The following is a 17,948-nucleotide window of genomic DNA, read 5'->3' as shown; positions in this document are numbered from 1 at the left end:
GGGGAGGGCGTGATGGAAAGACGCAAGCCTTAGTTGGCGGCTTCGAATTCGCGCAGGATCGAGTTGCCCTGCTTGACGGCCTCGTCGAGGGCCTGCTGGCCGGTCTGCTTGCCGGAAAGCACGGTCTCGAACTGCTGGTCGACGACGTCGCGGATCTGCGTCAGGTTGCCGAAGCGAACGCCCTTGGAGTTGTCAGAGGGCGTGCCGCGCAGGATCTGCTTCAGGCCGACGTCGGAGCCCGGGTTCTTTTCATAGTAACCCTGAGACTTGCCGAGATCGTAGGCAGCGTTGGTGATCGGCAGGTAGCCCGAGAACTGGTGCCAATCAGCCTGGACTTCCGGCTGGCTGAGATAGGTGAAGAACTTGGCGACACCCTTGTAGACTTCCGGCTTCTGGCCGTTCAGCGTCCAGAGCGTAGCACCACCGATGATCGAGTTCTTCGGATCCTTGGTGACGTCGTCATAGTAGGGAAGCGTCGAGAAGCCGACTTCGAAGCCCTTGGCGTTGCCGATCACGCCAGCGCGCGAACCGGACGAGCCCATGTAGATGGCGCATTCCTGCGAGTAGAACTTCGGAGCTGCATCCGGACCGCCGCCCGGGCCGCCATATTCGAAGAGACCGGCATCCTGCCACTTCTTCAGGTCGTCCCAGAGACGAGCCTGGTTCGGGCCGTTGAAGGTGAGTTCGGCCGAAGTGCCGCCGAAGCCGTTCTGAAGCGTGCCGTAAGGCAGGTCATGAATAGCCGAGAAGTTTTCGAGGCCGATCCATGTCGCAGCGTAAGTGATGGTGAAGCCGCACTTGGCAGCGCCGGAATCGACGATCTTCTTCGAGAAGTCGGCGAGTTCGGCATAGGTCTTCGGAGCGACTTCCGGATCAAGGCCAGCCTTCTTGAAGACGTCCTTGTTGTAATAGAGGATCGGCGTCGAGGAGTTGAACGGGAAGGAGAGGATGTTGCCTTCCGGATCGGAGTAGTAGCCGACGACCGGAGCGATGAACTTCGACGGATCCCAGGCTTCACCTTCATCGGCCATCAGCTTGTAGACCGGGTAGACGGCGCCCTTGGCGGCCATCATCGTGCCGGTGCCGACTTCGAAAACCTGGACGATCGCGGGCTGCTGGCCGGCGCGGAAGGCGGCGATAGCGGCGGTCAGGGTTTCCGGATAGGTGCCCTTGAAAACCGGGGTCACGTGATATTCGGTCTGGCTGTCGTTAAATTTCTGAACGATCTGCTCGAGTTTCTGGCCGAGTTCGCCGCCCATGGCATGCCACCAGGTGACTTCGGTCGCAGCGAAGGACGTAGATGCAGAAAGCGCCAGCGCGAAGCCGGCCAAAGCAATATTCTTAAACATTTAGGGGAACCTCTCCACCATCGATCAACGATGGGAGTGCACTAGCGACCTTAGATGTCAGTCACGTAACAGATTTATGTCAGCAATATTACATTTCGGTCAGTGGGTTGCACTTCGCAAAGCCCTCATCAAGGCGCTTCTAAAAGGCATCCCGGAAGTGCCTCGGCAGGCGGCCGGGCAGGACGGCAACGATGTCGTAACGCTGTGAAAGACGCGCGAAATCGGGCTGATGCGCAAGCCAGATATCGCTTGCAGCCCGAATGCGCTTCTGGGAGGCGTAGGACACGGCATCGACCGCGGCCTGCTCGCCTCTTCGCGCCTTGACTTCGACGAAGACCGCAAGGTCGCCCTTGCGCGCAATGATGTCGATCTCGCCAAGCTTGGTGCGATGACGGATGGCGACGATGCGATAGCCTTTCAGGAAAAGGAAAAGGGCGGCGGCATATTCCGAGAAGTGCCCTCGGCGCTCCGCCCGCTTGCGCGCCCGGGCCAGCCCTCTATCCGGCATCGCGCGCCTTCATGTCGAGCAGGCGCTGATAAAGTTCCTTGCGCGGCAGCCCGGTAATGCGTGCCGCTTCCGTCGCCACCTTCGCCGCGGCCATGGTTGCCGACAGTTCGCCAAGCAGCGCCTCGACATCCACCGCCTCGGCTGCGGTGCCAGCCTCCGGCGGCCCGACGACCAGAACGATCTCACCCTTCACATTGGATACGTCATTATAATACGCAGCGAGCTCGCTCAGCGTGCCCCTGCGAAACTCCTCGAAGGTCTTTGTCAGCTCGCGGCAGACCGCCGCACGGCGGCCACCGCCGAGAACATCGGTTGCGGCAGCCAGCGTCGCCGCGATCCTGTGGGGAGATTCAAAGAAGATGAGCGTTGCCGGAACGGCGAGGAGTTCCCCCAGCCGGTCGCGGCGCGCCTTGTCCTTGGCCGGCAGGAACCCGGCGAAGAGAAAGGCATCGTTCGGCAGGCCGGACCCGACGAGCGCGGCAAGCGGCGCGGACGCGCCCGGCACCGGGATGACGCGTTGCCCAGCCTCGATTGCCTGTTGGGCCAGCCTGTAGCCCGGATCGGAGACCAGCGGCGTCCCGGCATCGGAAACCAGTGCCACGGATTTGCCATCGGCCAGCGCCTGCAGCAGGCGCGGGCCGGCCTCAGCTGCATTGTGTTCGTGATAGGCGAAGGGCTTGTTGCGAATGCCATAGCGGTCGAGCAGGACGCGCGTCACGCGGGTATCCTCGCAGGCGAGCACATCCGCTCCCGCAAGGGTTTCGAGCGCGCGCAGCGTGACGTCACCGAGGTTGCCGATCGGCGTCGCAACCAGGTAGAGCGCGGGCTCGATAGGGCGAGCGGGCACGGCGACATTGTGCAGGCGGAATGTCCGTGCCTGGCTCTTGTCGCTCGAAATATCATCGCTCATGCCGCTATTTTTCCCACCGCCTCAACTGCAGCCTTTATGGGTGAACACCCCCTGCTCCACAAGTGCAATGAATCCTGTGCGCTTAATCGGAGAAATCCCCAATTGATCGCGGGCCAGCGGCCATACCTCTTGCAATGGACCGGCAAACTCTGCCATTTTGCCCCTCCACTCTTCCGGACCTATGCCGGAGAAGACTTGACGCGCCCTGAGGCGCACCCGGGCAATAAGGGTCGAAAGCGGTAGCATCCCATGCGCATTACTATTGAGCGGTCAAACCTTCTGAAGTCGCTGAACCACGTCCATCGCGTGGTCGAACGTCGCAATACGATCCCGATCCTTTCCAACGTGCTGCTGCGTGCCGAAGGTGCCAATCTCGACATGAAGGCCACCGACCTCGACCTCGAGATCACCGAAGCGACGCCGACCAACGTGGAGCAGGCAGGGGCAACGACCGTTCCGGCCCACCTTCTCTACGACATCGTGCGCAAGCTGCCCGACGGCTCGGAAGTGCTGCTCGCGACCACGCCGGACGGAAACGCCATGACCGTCGCCTCCGGCCGTTCGAAGTTTTCGCTACAGTGCCTGCCGGAATCGGATTTCCCGGACCTTACCGCCGGCACCTTCACCCATTCCTTCAAGCTGAAGGCGAGCGACCTCAAGATGCTGGTCGATCGCACGCAGTTTGCGATCTCGACCGAAGAGACACGCTACTATCTGAACGGCATCTTCCTCCACACGATCGAAAGCAAGGGCGACCTGAAGCTGCGGGCCGTGGCAACGGACGGCCACCGTCTGGCCCGCGCCGACGTCGACGCCCCCTCGGGCTCCGAGGGCATGCCCGGCATCATCATTCCGCGCAAGACGGTCGGCGAACTGCAGAAGCTGGTGGACACGCCGGATGCGATCGTCACCGTCGAGGTTTCCGACGCCAAGATCCGCCTCACCATCGGCTCGATCGTGATGACCTCGAAGCTTATCGACGGCACCTTCCCGGACTACCAGCGCGTCATCCCGACCAGCAACGACAAGGAAATGCGGGTCGATTGCCAGACATTCGCACAGGCCGTCGACCGCGTTTCGACGATTTCGTCGGAGCGTGGCCGCGCCGTGAAGCTCGCGCTTTCGGAAGGCCAGCTGCTGCTCACCGTCAACAACCCGGACTCCGGCAGCGCGACGGAAGAAGTGGCCGTCGGCTACGAGAACGACGCGATGGAGATCGGCTTCAACGCCAAATATCTGCTCGATATCACTGCGCAGCTTTCCGGCGACTCGGCGATCTTCCTGCTTGCCGATGCGGGTTCGCCGACGCTCATCCGCGACACGGCCGGCGACGACGCGCTCTACGTGCTGATGCCGATGCGCGTCTAGGACAAGGTCGAACGTCGCGGCATTTACAAAATTGCGACGTTTTCTCTTGTCTTTGCGCCACTGCCTTGCAAGATATGCCGCTGCCGACGCAGCTAGCGTCACACTGTTACGTCTTGGGAGAACGCGTCCATGGCATTGCGCCTGAAGGAACGGCTGGGCAGAAAGTTCGACGAGGAAATCCGCTTCTTCAAGGGCATGATCCAAGGGCCGAAGACTGTCGGTTCCATCGTGCCGACCTCCTCAATCACCGCACGCAAGATGGCAAGCGTCATCAATCCGCGCGCTGACTTGCCGGTATTGGAGCTCGGCCCCGGCACGGGCGCCATCACCAAGGCGATCCTTGCCCGCGGCCTTCCTGCGGAACGGCTCGTCGCGATCGAATATTCGACGGACTTCTACCAGCATCTGAGGCGCACCTATCCGGGCGTCCACTTCATCAATGGCGATGCCTTCAACCTGAACGACACGCTCGGCGCGCTGAAGGGACAGAAGTTCGATTCGGTCGTTTCCGGCATCCCGCTGCTCAATTTCCCGATGCAGGCGCGCGTCGCCCTGCTCGAAAGCCTGCTCGACCGCCTGCCCCCCGGCCGGCCGGTTGTGCAGCTCTCCTATGGGCCGGTCTCGCCGATCGAGGCACGGCCGGATCGCTACCATATCCGGCATTTCGACTTCATAGTCCGCAACATCCCCCCGACCCAGCTCTGGATCTACAGCCGCGGCTGAGATGTTCGCCCTCTATATCACGCATCCGCAGGTCAGGATCGATCCGCTGGTACCGGTTCCGAAATGGGGACTGTCGACGCTTGGCGCCGAGCGTGCCCGCAAGGCAGCGCAGTCAGAATGGGCAAGGCGGCTGCGACGGATCGTTTCCAGCGACGAGACGAAGGCGATCGAGACGGCCGAGATACTTGCCGAGGCATCCGGGGCCCGGGTCGAGATCGTGCATGGCATGCACGAGAACGACCGCTCCGCGACCGGCTTCCTGCCGCCACCGCAATTCGAGGAAGCCGCCGACTGGTTCTTCGCACATCCCGACGAAAGTTTCAGGGGTTGGGAAAGGGCGATCGACGCCCAGGCGCGGATCGTTGTTGCCGTCGAGGCGATCCTTGGGCGTCACGATCCCAGGGCCCCGATTGCCTTCGTAGGGCACGGCGGCGTCGGTACTTTGCTCAAATGCCACCTTGCGGGAGGCCCCATCAGCCGGAGCAAGGACCAGCCGGGCGGAGGCGGAAATCTCTATGCTTTCGACCTTGCAGATCGCCGCTTATCATGCGACTGGACACCCATCGAGGACTGGCGGGGTGATTTGACATGGACGCACGCGAGCGGTTGATCGTCGGGCTGGATGTTCCGACGGTTGGAGAAGCGGAGAGGCTCGTTTCCGCTCTCGGCGAGGACATCCTCTTCTACAAGATCGGCTACCAGCTGGTCTTTGCCGGCGGGCTGGAGTTCGCCCGCGATCTTGTCCGGAGCGGCAAGAAGGTCTTCCTCGACATGAAGCTCCTCGATATCGACAATACCGTCGCATCCGGCGTCGAGAACATCGTCAAGATGGGCGTCTCGATGCTGACGCTGCACGCCTATCCGAAGGCGATGAAGGCGGCAGTCGATGCCGCCAAGGGCTCCGACCTCTGCCTGCTCGGCGTCACGGTGCTCACCTCGATGGACGAGACGGACCTGATCGCCGCCGGCTACGAATACGACCCGCATACGCTTGTGCTGCGCCGCGCGGAGCAGGCGCTTGCCGCAGGCATGGGCGGTATCGTCTGCTCGGCCGAGGAGGCCGCTGCCGTGCGCAAGATCGTTGGCGCCGACATGGCGATCGTGACGCCCGGCATCCGGCCGGCCGGCAGCGACAAGGGCGACCAGAAGCGCGTAATGACACCTGCCGATGCACTCAAGGCCGGCTCCACGCATCTCGTCGTCGGCCGCCCGATCGTCAAGGCGGCCGATCCGAGTAATGCGGCCCGCGGCATCCTCGCCGAAATGAAAACGGTCCTCTGAAGAGGAACGCAACAAGGGAGAAAGGAAATGCCGAAGGGCTATTGGATTGCACGCGTCGATGTCCGTGACCTGGAACGCTACAAGGATTATGTCGCGGCCGGAAAGCCGGCCTTCGAGAAATACGGCGCAAAATTCCTCGCGCGCGGCGGCCAGTTCGTGGAGCTCGAAGGCAAGGCGCGCACCCGCAATGTCGTCATCGAATTTCCCTCCCTGCAGCACGCCGTCGACTGCTATAATTCCCCCGAATACCAGGTGGCTGCCAAAATCCGGCACGAGGTGGCGGACGCGGAGATGGTCGTCGTCGAAGGGATCTGAGAACGTCAGGACGGGCAGTTGCAGGGTTCGATAGCCCTTCACCTCGCCTGGGCTTTCGGCTAAGACGACACCAGATCAATTCACACCAAAGCTTTTCAGGAGCTCGCCATGACCCTCGCCAACCTTCCCCCGCTCGTGACCGTGTTCGGAGGGTCTGGCTTCATCGGGCGGCATGTCGTGCGCGCGCTTGCGCAGCGCGGCTACCGTATCCGCGTCGCGGTGCGCCGGCCGGACCTTGCGGGCTTCCTGCAGCCTCTCGGCAATGTTGGGCAGATCTCCATCGTGCAGGCGAACCTGCGCTACCGCAACTCGATCGAGCATGCTGTTCAGGGCGCAAACCACGTCATCAACTGCGTCGGCATCCTTTTCGAGAGCGGTCGCAATACCTTTGATGCCGTGCAGGAATTCGGCGCGCGCGCTGTGGCGGAGGCGGCCCGCAATGCCGGCGCCACGTTGACCCATGTTTCTGCAATCGGCGCCGATGCAAAGTCGACATCCGCCTACGGCCGCACCAAGGGCCGCGCCGAAGCTGCGATCCACTCCATCAAGCCCGACGCGATCATCTTCCGCCCGTCGATCGTCTTCGGTCCTGAGGACGACTTCTTCAACAAGTTCGCCGACATGGCGCGCATGGCCCCGGCGCTGCCGCTGATCGGCGGCGGCAAGACGAAGTTCCAGCCGGTCTATGTCGGCGATGTTGCCGAGGCCGTTGCCCATGCTGTCGACGGTAAGCTGACCGGCGGCCAGATCTATGAACTCGGCGGCCCCGAAGTCCTTACCTTCCGCGAATGTCTCGAGGCCGTGCTGCGCGTTACCAGCCGCAAGCGGCCCCTCGTCTCCCTCCCCTTCGGCATCGCCTCGCTGATCGGCAGCATCGCCTCGATGGTTCCGTTCGTCGCCCCGCCGATCACGCCGGACCAGGTCCGCATGCTGCGGTACGACAATGTCGTCTCCAAGCACGCCGAGAAGGAAGGACGCACGTTTGCGGCGATCGGCATCGTGCCGACCATGGTCGATTCCGTACTGCCATCCTACCTCGTGCAATATCGTCCGCAGGGCCAGTTCACCAAGACTGCCTGAGCCGAATTCGCCTTCGTCAAAACGCCGCCGGCGAACGCTTCGCCGGCGGCGTTTTTGCGTTTATGGCTGGGCGATTTGGCGGCCGTTCGGCGGCAATTCACAGCGCCGCGTTGCATAAAAGTCGCATAATGAAAATAGCGGCATTAACGTCAAATTTAGCAGGAACATTTATTGCTATTTTTCATTCAAATGACTAATCACAGCGCGCGCTCGGACATGGGATCAGGGTCGTCGTGCGCATCAATCTGCTTCGAAAGGCATTCCTCGATGGGTAAGTCAATCGCGCTTCTCTTTGCGTGCGCGGCACTGGTGATCCTCGCCGGCTCCTTCATCGCTCCGGGTCATGTCGGCGCGACGCGAAGCGGCTGTGTGTCGGCCTACGGCGTCGATCCCTGCAGCACGGCCTCCATCGGCCACTGACGAAAAACCGGCGCCTCAGCGCCGGCCTTGTTCTTCCCGTTAAAGACAAGCCGCTCCATCAGAACGCCCTATGCATGGCGTCTCGAGACAGGCGCGCCATCACCTGGTCGCAAACCTGCCGACAGCAGCTTTCCGCATCCGCGCCGTCGATTGCGCGAATGCGGTGAGCAAGTTGTGCGTCAGGCGATGAAGCCGGTCGCTGCCATGCCAAGCAGAATGACGCCAAGAATGATGCGGTAGACCGCAAACACCGTAAAGCGGTTGCTCCGGATGTAGGCCAACAGCCATTTGACAGCGATAAACGCGACGATCGTGGAAACGACGAAAGCGATCCCGAGACCGGTCCAGTCCTCGTTTGCTGCCCCGCCATCCTTGAAGGTCTTCAGCAACTCGTAGCCGCTCGCCGCATACATGGTCGGGATACCGACGAGAAAGGCGAATTCGGTCGCAGCGGCGCGGTTGCCAGTGCCTGCGAGCATCGCGACGAAAATCGTCGCACCGGAGCGCGACGTTCCCGGAAAGACGCCCGCGACCACCTGGGCGATACCGACCAGGATCGCAACGAGCCAGGTAATTTCCTTGTGGGGCGGCCGGCGCGCAGCGGCCCATTCGGCAAATATCATCCAGAAGCCGCCAATGATGAGCGCCCATGCGATCGGCGTGGCAGTCTCGGGCAGCTGAAAGCCGAGTTTCTTGACGACCAGCCCGAGGATGGCGGTGATGAGAAATGCGAGGATCAGCTTGCCGGCATAGGAACGGTTCTGCGGATCCCGCCAGCCGAGCACCAGATCCACCAGGCGACGCCAGTAAATGATGGTGACGGCAAGGATCGCGCCCGCCTGAATGACGATGTTGAACATGTCCGACCGGTGGCCGAGCCACTGCTCCGCAATGATGAGGTGGCCGGTGCTCGAGATCGGCAGAAACTCGGTAATTCCTTCTACGATGCCTAGAATTATAGAGCTTATGTAGTCCATTAATTGTCTCCGGTTTAAAGTTCGCGCGGTCTTGGGGTACGCGCATGCCGAGGGGAAACGGCAACCATCGTCATTCGACAAAGGCGTGCGAAAACGAGATATCGGCTGTTGATGATTTTTTCAGCTACGTCCATTTCCTTTGTCAGAGAGCGGGAGGCCCGATTCGCTTGTGTTGGAAGGGCCAAGCTCCTATAGCTTCAGTAGATGAGTCATTGCCAGAACTGTCGTTGGGGGCGTTCCGGCCCAGGCAACAAACAATCAAAAAGTCAGTCCATCGATGCCCACCCTTTACCATCACCCTATGTCCTCTGCATCACGCTTCGTCCGGCTCATATTGTCGGAATATGGCTATCAAGCGGAACTGATAGAGGAACAGACCTGGGAAAAGCGGCGCGATTTTCTGGCTCTCAATCCGGCGGGGACATTGCCGGTCTACGTTGACGACAGTATGCGGGCACTTTGTGGCGCGACCGTCATTTCCGAGTATCTGGATGAAACCCATGGCGTCTTGAAGCGCGACCGGCGGCTTTTGGCCGAGGATCCCTTCCAACGGGCCGAGATTCGCCGGCTTGCAGAATGGTTCATGCAGAAGATGGAGCAGGATGTCACCCGGCCGCTCGCCCGCGAGCGCGTCTACAAGCTGCAGATGACGGCCGACCAGGGCGGCGGCGCACCGGATTCCAAGGTGTTGCGCACCGCCCGCGCCAATATCCGCCAGCATATGAAGTATCTCTCATGGCTGGCCGGATCGCGGCAATGGCTTGCGGGAGAGCGCCTGAGCTATGCCGATCTTGCGGCGGCGGCGTCCATCTCCGTGCTCGACTATCTCGGCGAGATCGACTGGTCGGATGCGCCGGTCGCAAAGGAGTGGTACCAGCGGCTGAAGTCGCGCCCCTCCTTCCGGCCGCTGCTCGGCGAACGCGTGCGTGGCCTGACGCCCGTCTCCCACTACGCCGACCTGGATTTCTGACAGGGGCGCGCCATGCCCGACGACCGTCAAAGCGAGAAGGAACGGAAGCGGCGGGAGAGCCTGACCCTTTTCATAAGGAGCGAGGCGAAAGCCGCCGGCTTTGACCTCTGCCGCATCACCCAGCCCGATGGCATCCCCGAAGCGCGCGATCGCCTCGATGCCTATCTCGATGCCGGCTACCACGGCACCATGGATTGGATGGCCGATACGCGCGAAAGGCGCGGCGATCCCCATGCGTTATGGGGCGAGGTGCGCTCGATCGTCGTCTTCGGAATGAACTATGGCCCTGATGAAGACCCGCGAGACGTCCTCGAAAAGTCGGACAAGGCGGCGATCTCGGTCTATGCGCGCCATCGCGACTACCACGATGTGATCAAGGGTCGCCTGAAGGACATCGCCACGCGTTTTGCCGCGCGGTCAGGCGAAGACGTAAAGGTCTTCGTCGATACCGCGCCCGTGATGGAAAAGCCGCTGGCGGCGGCAGCCGGTCTCGGCTGGCAGGGCAAGCATACCAATCTCGTCAGCCGCACCTACGGTTCCTGGCTCTTCCTCGGCTCGATGTTCACCACAGCAGAGCTCGAGCCGGATGCGCCCGAGATCGACCATTGCGGCTCCTGCCGCGCCTGCCTCGATAGCTGTCCCACCGCGGCCTTTCCGGCGCCCTATCAGTTGGATGCGCGCCGCTGCATCTCCTATCTCACCATTGAGCACAAGGGATCGATCGATCCGGAGCTTCGTCCCCTGATCGGCAACCGCATCTATGGATGCGACGACTGTCTCGCGGCCTGTCCGTGGAACAAGTTCGCCAGGGAGGCGTCCGAGGCAAAGCTCAAGGCGCGCGAGGACCTGAGGGAACCATCGATTGCCTTCCTGCTCTCTCTCGACGACGCCGCATTCCGAAGCTTCTTCAGCGGCTCGCCGATCAAGCGGATCGGGCGCGACCGGTTCATCCGCAATGTCCTGATCGCCGCCGGCAATTCCGGCGATGCCGGGCTTGGCGCGGAATGCCGCGAGCTTGCGAAAGACAGCTCGCCCATCGTGCGCGCAATGGCGGTCTGGGCGCTTTCGCGACTGATGGAGACTGGCGAATTTGCCACCTTTGCCGCACAAAGGAAAAACGAGTCGGACGAAAGCGTACTCGACGAATGGCGACTGGCGGGGGTTTCGTGATGCATCTTTTCGTTTTCGGCTGCGGCTATTCCGGGACGGCGATCGCCAAGGCCTTCGCGCAGGATGGCGCGCGAATTTCGGGCACGACGCGTTCGGCCGAGAAGCTCGAGTCCCTAGAGAAGGAGGGCATCGATGGCTTCCTTTTCGACGGCGAAGTGATCGGCGACGAACTGCGGCAGGCGATGGCAAGCGCAACCCATCTGGTGCAGTCGATCGCGCCCGGTTCTAAGGGCGATCCGCTTATACGGCTCGCAGGCAAGGATCTGGCGACATTCATGCCCCGGCTGCAATGGATCGGTTATCTGTCGACGGTCGGCGTCTATGGCGATCACAAGGGCGGCTGGGTCGATGAGAACACACCGTACAAGCCCGTTTCAGCACGCTCCGTCGAGCGAGTCGAGGCTGAGGATGCCTGGTTGGCCCAGGGAGCGGTTTTGAACGTGCCGGCCGCCGTCCTTCGGCTCTCCGGCATCTACGGCCCTGGCCGCAACGCCTTGCGCAACCTGGAGAACGGAACCGCGCGACGCCTTATCAAGAAGGACCAGGTATTCAACCGCATCCGGGTCGAGGACATAGCCGGCGCGACCCGCTTCCTCTCCGAACGCAAACTCGGCGGCATATATAATGTCACCGATGACGAGCCCGGCCCGCCCCAGGACGTGGTGCTGGAGGCCGCGCGCATCATGGGTGTCGAGCCTCCGCCGGAGCAGGCCTTCGAGACCGCCGAGCTCACGCCGATGGCTCGTTCCTTCTACGGCGAGAACAAGCGCGTCTCCAATCGCAAACTCCGCGATCTCGGCTTCTCCTTCGACTTTCCCGAATACCGCATGTCGCTGGCCGAGCTCTGGGCATCGGGCAACTGGCGCGGCTGAGAGACGACTTCATAGTTCCTTGCTCTACGGCGTCCTCTGCGCATCCTATTGGACGTGCGGCGCCGAGAACTGCCTGCCGCGCGGTGTCGGTCTCCGCACCGACCGGCAATCCCCGATTGCCGCTTTTGCCGAAATCGCAGCCCCAGGGCGCAGCTTTGGCTAACATTTGCGGCCCATTAAAAAAGCAGAAAAATCCTTCCGATGCCCCTCGTCCGGGTATGAATACCTACGCCCGATCCTTAACGATCTCTAAATTTGCACAATTTGGGCATCAATTAAGGCAAGTAAGCAAAAAAATTTTCAAAAAAATCGTGATATCCCGGCTTACGTCCGAAGGCTTAGAAAATCCTTTCCAACATTGACTGATTTTATTCGGTTTTTTCTAGATTTCGGTAATTTTGGATTATTCCGCCGGACGTAGTCGAATCTTACAAATATTACAGACAGCAACGTTCCGTGATCGCTGGGGGCACTTTTTTGCCATTTTTGACCCGGCTCAAGCCTTCTCGTCAATGCGGGCAAGCTCATCCATGTCGAGGGGAATCTGTCGTGAAGAAAATCACCCGTTCTATTACGGCTGCTGCAGCTATAGCGGCCTGTTCCACTATTTTGCCTTCCGAAGGTACTGCTGCTAATGGATGCGGAGGCGCATCCTGGTACGCGCTTAACTCCAAGACCGCTTCCGGCGAGCGCATGAATCCTTCCCGTATGACCGCAGCCCATCGCTCGCTGAAATTCGGGACGCAGCTCAAGGTCACCAACAGCCGGAACGGCAAGAGCGTGGTCGTCCGCGTCAATGATCGCGGACCCTTCATTCGCGGCCGGGTTCTCGACCTGTCGAAAGCCGCAGCACAGAACATCGGAATGATCTCAAGCGGGACGGCCAAGATCTGCTACGAAGTCATCGGCTGACTTGAGTGCATATCATGCCAACGCTTGCTCTTGCTGCCAATCGCGGCTACCACGCGGTTGAGATCCATGAACGATCCGTCACGCGTCGCATCCTGCGACCTTTCGGAAGGGATCGAGCAGGAGATTGAGTGAATGCGTTTGGGTGGACGGCTCCAGGGAGCCATCGAGGTGCTTGCGGATATCGATACTCGTAAGCGACCGGTGGCAGATGCTCTGAAGGACTGGGGCCTGGCACATCGCTTTGCCGGTTCCGGCGATCGCGCCGCCGTCGGCAATATCGTTTACGATGCGCTTCGCATGCGCCTTTCCCATGCCTGGTTGATGGATGACGACAGCGCTTCGGCTCTCGGCCACGCGGTCATGTTCCGGCAATGGGGCTTCACCCCTGAAACACTGCAGGCCGAGTTAGAGGGCGATCGCTTCGCCCCGCAGCCGCTGGCGCCCGAGACCCTTGCTGCCTTCGCCAGCCGATCGCTCGACGACGCGCCACCGCATGTGCAGGGCGACATACCCGACTGGGTCGAACCCTCCTTTGAAAATGCATTCGGCGACGACTGGCTTGCCGAGGCTGCCGCGCTTGCCGCACGGCCGACGCTGGATCTTCGCGCCAACGCGCTGAAGGCTCCGCGCGACAAAGTGTTGAAGGCGCTCGAGCGCTCGGGTGCGCAGGCCGCCAGGATCGCGCGCTTCGGGCTGCGCATCCCTGCCGGTGAAGGCGCCTCGCGCCTGCCTAATGTCACGGCCGAGCTCTCCTTCCAGAAAGGCTGGTTCGAGGTGCAGGACGAAGGCTCGCAGATCGTTGCCGACCTCGTCATGGCCGGCGAAGGCGACCAGGTGCTCGATTATTGCGCCGGCGGTGGCGGCAAGACGCTCGCCATGGCGGCCGCGATGCACAACAAGGGTCAGGTGCACGCCTATGATTCCGACCGCAAGCGGCTCGCGCCGATCATCGAGCGCCTAAGGCGGGCGGGCACCCGCAATGTGCAGGCGCATGACGATCGGGCCGGGCTGAAGCCGCTTGTGGGCCGCTGCGACAAGGTGCTGGTCGACGCGCCCTGCACGGGGACGGGTACCTGGCGCCGACGCCCGGACACCAAATGGCGGCTCACGCACAAGAACCTCGATGAGCGCACCGCCCAGCAGCAGGACGCTCTAGCGCAGGCCAGCGAATATGTGCGCCCGGGCGGAGACCTGATCTACGTGACCTGTTCCGTGCTGCCCGAGGAGAACGAGGCGCAGGTCAACCGCTTCACCACTGACAACCCGCAGTTCGAGATTGCAGGCGCGCTGGCCTCCTGGGACGAGCTGTTCGGCACCGGGGCGCCGCGACCACGCTCCTCCGACGGCAAGACGCTCACGCTGACGCCAGCGTCGACCGATACCGACGGCTTCTTCTTCTGCCGGATGCGCCGCAAGCCCTGAGCGGCCTCGTTGACACCACGGCGTCACGCCCAAAGGCGGGACGCCGGCAACAAATCCCGGCCTTGGAAGCTGTCGGCTCAAAGCCTTGGCAGGGATGTGTTTGCGGTCCATTTCCAGAGAGCGACGCTACATCGCCGGGGCCGGTGCAGGCTCCTTGAGGCGCAAGCCGAGAACCAGCGGTATGCCGATCGCGTAAACGACGACGACGAACAGCCAGATCGCCCCGGGCCATTGCTCTCTGGCGACGAAATAGAAGCTCGAGAAAATGAGGGGACCCGCGATCGAGGCCAAGCTCACGGCCGACGCCAGCACCCCCTGGAATTGGCCTTGTTGGCTCTCATCGACCTGCCGGGTCGCCAGAGACTGCAATGCCGGAACGCCGATGCCGCCGAGGGCGAAGATCGGCATGATCGCGAAGATCATCCAGCTCTGGGTAGCAAAGGCCATGACGATCAGCGCAATGCAGGTGCCGGTAACGCCGGTCAGGATGGCCGCGCGCTCGCCGAGGAGCTTCACGGCCGGGCCAGGAAGGAACGCCTGGGCGAGGGTCTGGCAGACGCCGAAGGTGCCGAGCGAAAGGCCGATCCAAAGCCCGCTCCACTGGAAGGTGTCGCTCCCCCAGAGGGCCCAGCAGGTGCCATAGGCTTCGCCGGTGGCGCTGAAGACGAAAAAGATGAAGATGATCGGCAGCAGGCTCTTCACCGAGAACACCCAACGCAGCGGCCGAAGCGGGTTGAGTGCAGCCAGATCGATTTTCTCCCGGGTCGGTGTGCGCGACTCCGGCAGGACAAAGAACGCCAGCAGCAGATTGCAGGCGTTCAACACGGCTGCCGCGATGAAGGGTAGCCGCAGCCAATCGTCTCCAAGGGCGCCACCAAGGACGGGACCTATGATGAAGCCTATGCCGAACATGGCGTTGAACAGGCCAAAGCGGCGCGCGCGCTTATCCTCTGGGGAAATGTCGGTGATGTAGGCCATCGCCACGGAAATGTTGGCACTCGTCAGGCCGGCGATGGCGCGGCCGAGCAGCAACTTCCAGACATTGGGCGCAAAGGCCAGGAACAGGTAGTTGATGGCCGCGCCAGCGAGCGAGATCAGGAGTACCGGGCGTCGCCCGAGCCGATCGCTCAGCGAACCGAGCACCGGTGCGAAAATGAACTGCATGACCGCGTAGAGGGCAGTCATTATGCCGATGTAGGGCGCCACGTTTTCAGCGTGGGTCACGTCCTGCAGCAGCGAAGGCAGAATTGGAAAGATGAGCCCGATGCCCACGGCATCGAGGACAATGGCGGTGAAAATAACGACGAGCGGTCTGATCATGACGTGTTCCTGTCGACGCGAGCACGCGGCGCCGCAAGGCGCGAACGGCTCTCGATTGGGCCCGACTGGATGTCAGGCGGTTTCTTCTCTTGGGAACGCTGGCCGAACCATGCTCAAAAGCGCATGGATGGCGTGTGCTTGACCGCCTGGACGACAATTCGTCCACCTGTTTACTCCGCCACTGAGCGGATCAAGGGAAGCGGTCGCTTTTCGCGACGGCGAAAACTTACGTCAGCCGAATGCGCGCGACAAGTCCTTTTTCGCCAATGACGACGTGGTTGAAAACAGGGAAGCAGAGCGCGGCAGGCGAACCGGAAGGAGCGCGGCCGGCTCTATTCCGCGCGCAACGGATATTGATGCCGTGGCGGAACGAGATGGTGAACGACGGCGATCGCCACGAGCAATATGCCGCCGAGAAGCACGACTGCGAAGAGCGTCAGCCCTCCGAGATGCGAGCCGAAGGCAACGAGCGGCACGGCGCCGGCCGGCGGATGGGTGATCCTCAGCGCCAGCATGCCGGCGATTGCAAGTCCAACGGCAATCGCCGCCACCCACCAGAGACCAGGAAAGAAGAAGACCGCCAGGGCGCCGATCATGGCCGCCAGAAGATAACCGCCGATCACATTGGCGGGCTGCGCGAGCGGGCTCTTCGGCTGTCCGAAGATCAGGACGGCCGTCGCGCCGAAAGGGGCGATCAGCAGCGGAATGCCGGTCGCGACCGCGAGCGCACCCACTGAAACCATGCCGATAACAGCGCCGATGCCCGACTTCAGATGCGCGTGCAGCGCGCCCTTCGGTTCATGGCGATGAATGAAATGCCTGAGATGATGACGCATGATGGGCGGGAACGGCCGGGGATTGAGCAATGTGCGTGGTTGATAGCCTGCTTCGCGCCGCTTTTTCAAGCAAATGCATTTCAAATAGTCAGTTCCCCGTCGCAAAACCATCCTTAAAACCATTCCAAACTAGAGTATTTGACACAAGTTTGGTTTTGCGCGAAGACAGCCTTGCCCGTGTTTTGGACGGCCCCCGCCGCCACTGGAGAGGATCATGAAACTCAATAGGAATCTGCGCGCCGCACTGGCGCTTTTGGCTGCGTCCGCCGCCCTGTCCGCCCTTCCCGCTCATGCAGAAACCGACGCCGCGGCAGTGGTCAAGCACTATGCCGAGGTGGCGCATGCGAAGTACGAGGACTCGCTGACGACGGCCAAGGCGCTCGACGCCGCCATCGACGCTTTCCTTGCGGCACCGGGCGATGCAACGCTACAGGCCGCCAAGGACGCCTGGATCAAGGCACGCGTACCCTACCAGCAGACCGAGGTCTACCGTTTCGGCAATCCGATCGTCGACGACTGGGAAGGCAAGGTCAACGCCTGGCCGCTGGATGAAGGCCTGATCGACTATGTCGATACCTCCTACGGCACGGAAAGCGACGAGAACTCGCTTTATGTCGCGAACGTCATTGCCAACAAGACGATCAAGATCGACGGCAAGGATGTCGACGCTTCGAAGCTTACTCCGGAATTCCTCTCCGGAACGCTGCAGGAAGCAGGCGGCGTCGAGGCCAATGTCGCGACCGGCTACCACGCCATCGAATTCCTGCTCTGGGGCCAGGACCTCAACGGCACAGGTCCGGGCGCCGGCAAGCGACCCTACACGGATTACGACCTGAAGAACTGCACGCACGACAATTGCGATCGCCGCGCCGAATATCTGAAGTCGGCCTCCACCCTGCTGGTCTCCGACCTGCAGGAAATGACCGACGATTGGGCGCCCGGGGGCGAGGCTACCAAGCATGTCGAGGCCGATCCGAAGGCCGGCCTTGCCGCGATCCTGACCGGCATGGGCTCCCTCTCCTACGGCGAACTCGCCGGCGAGCGCATGAAGCTCGGCCTGCTGCTGCACGATCCGGAAGAAGAGCATGATTGCTTCTCCGACAACACCTACAACTCGCATCTCAACGACGCGATCGGCATCGCAGCCGCCTATAGCGGTGAATACACCCGCGTCGACGGCACCAAGCTGACCGGCCCGTCGCTGCATGATCTCGTCGCCGCCAAGGACAAGGCGCTCGACGAGGAAATGACGGCCAAGCTCAACAAGACGCTCGACGCCATGAACGCCATGGCAAAGCGCGGCGAGACGATCGAGAAGTACGACCAGATGATCGGCGAGGGCAACACGGAAGGAAACGCCGTGGTGCAGGCCGCCATCGACGGCCTGATCGACCAGACGAAGACGGTCGAGCGCGTCATCTCCGCACTCGATCTCGGCAAGATCCAGCTTGAAGGTTCCGACAGCCTGGATAATCCTAACGCCGTCTTCCAATGATAAAAGGCGGGCCGCTCGCT

Annotated in this window: 20 protein-coding genes; 13 read left to right on the top strand and 7 right to left on the bottom strand. The window is 61.8% G+C overall.

Annotation, left to right across the window (positions count from 1 at the left end; genetic code table 11):
* Window positions 1-29 precede the first annotated feature (29 nt).
* From ugpB to EV286_RS32760, 4 genes are all read right to left on the bottom strand, one after another.
* The gene (gene ugpB / locus EV286_RS14705) at window positions 30-1,349 is read right to left on the bottom strand and encodes a sn-glycerol-3-phosphate ABC transporter substrate-binding protein UgpB (RefSeq protein WP_132957880.1); all 1,320 of its coding nucleotides are present in this window, start codon (window positions 1,347-1,349) and stop codon (window positions 30-32) included.
* A gap of 139 nt (window positions 1,350-1,488) precedes the next feature.
* Window positions 1,489-1,857, bottom strand: a complete 369-nt coding sequence (locus EV286_RS14700; RefSeq protein ID WP_132957879.1) for a YraN family protein — start codon at window positions 1,855-1,857, stop codon at window positions 1,489-1,491.
* Window positions 1,847-2,767, bottom strand: coding sequence for a 16S rRNA (cytidine(1402)-2'-O)-methyltransferase (gene rsmI / locus EV286_RS14695; protein WP_132957878.1), 921 nt, complete (start codon window positions 2,765-2,767; stop codon window positions 1,847-1,849). The genes EV286_RS14700 and rsmI overlap by 11 nt, the downstream gene beginning before the upstream one ends.
* Before the next feature lie 21 nt (window positions 2,768-2,788).
* Complete coding sequence (locus EV286_RS32760; protein ID WP_281041088.1) at window positions 2,789-2,923, bottom strand: hypothetical protein; 135 nt, start codon at window positions 2,921-2,923, stop codon at window positions 2,789-2,791.
* 93 nt (window positions 2,924-3,016) lie between these two features.
* Between EV286_RS32760 and dnaN the strand changes: the two genes are divergently transcribed.
* From dnaN to EV286_RS31965, 7 genes are all read left to right on the top strand, one after another.
* Complete coding sequence (gene dnaN, locus EV286_RS14690; RefSeq protein ID WP_132957877.1) at window positions 3,017-4,135, top strand: DNA polymerase III subunit beta; 1,119 nt, start codon at window positions 3,017-3,019, stop codon at window positions 4,133-4,135.
* A 129-nt stretch (window positions 4,136-4,264) separates the two neighbouring features.
* Window positions 4,265-4,858 (top strand): phospholipid N-methyltransferase PmtA, encoded by a 594-nt coding sequence (gene pmtA, locus EV286_RS14685; protein ID WP_132957876.1) that lies wholly within the window; start codon window positions 4,265-4,267, stop codon window positions 4,856-4,858.
* Window position 4,859: 1 nt separating this feature from the next.
* Complete coding sequence (locus tag EV286_RS14680; protein WP_132957875.1) at window positions 4,860-5,468, top strand: histidine phosphatase family protein; 609 nt, start codon at window positions 4,860-4,862, stop codon at window positions 5,466-5,468.
* Window positions 5,447-6,139 carry an orotidine-5'-phosphate decarboxylase gene (pyrF, locus tag EV286_RS14675; protein ID WP_132957874.1) on the top strand — a complete coding sequence of 231 codons (693 nt, stop codon included), beginning with the start codon at window positions 5,447-5,449 and terminating at the stop codon, window positions 6,137-6,139. Before EV286_RS14680 ends, pyrF begins: the two co-directional genes overlap by 22 nt.
* A 27-nt stretch (window positions 6,140-6,166) precedes the next feature.
* Window positions 6,167-6,454 (top strand): DUF1330 domain-containing protein, encoded by a 288-nt coding sequence (locus tag EV286_RS14670; RefSeq protein WP_132957873.1) that lies wholly within the window; start codon window positions 6,167-6,169, stop codon window positions 6,452-6,454.
* A 108-nt stretch (window positions 6,455-6,562) separates the two neighbouring features.
* Window positions 6,563-7,534, top strand: a complete 972-nt coding sequence (locus tag EV286_RS14665) for a complex I NDUFA9 subunit family protein (RefSeq protein ID WP_132957872.1) — start codon at window positions 6,563-6,565, stop codon at window positions 7,532-7,534.
* Window positions 7,535-7,801: 267 nt separating this feature from the next.
* Complete coding sequence (locus tag EV286_RS31965; protein ID WP_165932848.1) at window positions 7,802-7,954, top strand: hypothetical protein; 153 nt, start codon at window positions 7,802-7,804, stop codon at window positions 7,952-7,954.
* Between the two features lie 179 nt (window positions 7,955-8,133).
* Here the strand turns inward: EV286_RS31965 and EV286_RS14660 are convergent, their stop codons facing one another.
* Window positions 8,134-8,931, bottom strand: coding sequence for an undecaprenyl-diphosphate phosphatase (locus EV286_RS14660; protein WP_132957871.1), 798 nt, complete (start codon window positions 8,929-8,931; stop codon window positions 8,134-8,136).
* Between the two features lie 277 nt (window positions 8,932-9,208).
* Here EV286_RS14660 and EV286_RS14655 point away from each other — a divergent pair, with 277 nt between their 5' ends.
* The 5 genes from EV286_RS14655 (at window position 9,209) to EV286_RS14635 (ending at window position 14,277) form a co-directional block, all read left to right on the top strand.
* Window positions 9,209-9,901 (top strand): glutathione S-transferase family protein, encoded by a 693-nt coding sequence (locus tag EV286_RS14655; RefSeq protein WP_132957870.1) that lies wholly within the window; start codon window positions 9,209-9,211, stop codon window positions 9,899-9,901.
* 12 nt (window positions 9,902-9,913) lie between these two features.
* On the top strand, window positions 9,914-11,071 hold the full coding sequence (gene queG / locus EV286_RS14650) for a tRNA epoxyqueuosine(34) reductase QueG (RefSeq protein ID WP_132957869.1): 1,158 nt from the start codon (window positions 9,914-9,916) through the stop codon (window positions 11,069-11,071).
* A complete protein-coding gene (locus EV286_RS14645) occupies window positions 11,071-11,943 on the top strand; it encodes an SDR family oxidoreductase (protein ID WP_132957868.1) in 873 nt (290 codons plus the stop codon). The genes queG and EV286_RS14645 overlap by 1 nt, the downstream gene beginning before the upstream one ends.
* Before the next feature lie 549 nt (window positions 11,944-12,492).
* The gene (locus tag EV286_RS14640; RefSeq protein ID WP_132957867.1) at window positions 12,493-12,855 is read left to right on the top strand and encodes a septal ring lytic transglycosylase RlpA family protein; all 363 of its coding nucleotides are present in this window, start codon (window positions 12,493-12,495) and stop codon (window positions 12,853-12,855) included.
* 132 nt (window positions 12,856-12,987) lie between these two features.
* Window positions 12,988-14,277 (top strand): RsmB/NOP family class I SAM-dependent RNA methyltransferase, encoded by a 1,290-nt coding sequence (locus tag EV286_RS14635; protein ID WP_132957866.1) that lies wholly within the window; start codon window positions 12,988-12,990, stop codon window positions 14,275-14,277.
* 126 nt (window positions 14,278-14,403) lie between these two features.
* Here EV286_RS14635 and EV286_RS14630 read toward each other — a convergent pair whose 3' ends face one another.
* The gene (locus EV286_RS14630; protein ID WP_132957865.1) at window positions 14,404-15,597 is read right to left on the bottom strand and encodes a TCR/Tet family MFS transporter; all 1,194 of its coding nucleotides are present in this window, start codon (window positions 15,595-15,597) and stop codon (window positions 14,404-14,406) included.
* Window positions 15,598-15,929: 332 nt separating this feature from the next.
* Window positions 15,930-16,433, bottom strand: a complete 504-nt coding sequence (locus tag EV286_RS14625) for an HPP family protein (protein WP_132958068.1) — start codon at window positions 16,431-16,433, stop codon at window positions 15,930-15,932.
* Between the two features lie 214 nt (window positions 16,434-16,647).
* Here EV286_RS14625 and EV286_RS14620 point away from each other — a divergent pair, with 214 nt between their 5' ends.
* Entirely contained in the window at window positions 16,648-17,928 is a 1,281-nt protein-coding gene (locus tag EV286_RS14620) for an imelysin family protein (RefSeq protein WP_132957864.1), read from the top strand.
* Window positions 17,929-17,948 lie beyond the last annotated feature (20 nt).

Origin of the sequence: Rhizobium sp. BK251 (assembly GCF_004345245.1) — a bacterium.
Taxonomy (GTDB): domain Bacteria; phylum Pseudomonadota; class Alphaproteobacteria; order Rhizobiales; family Rhizobiaceae; genus Rhizobium.
This window is presented reverse-complemented; position numbering and strand designations above follow the sequence as displayed.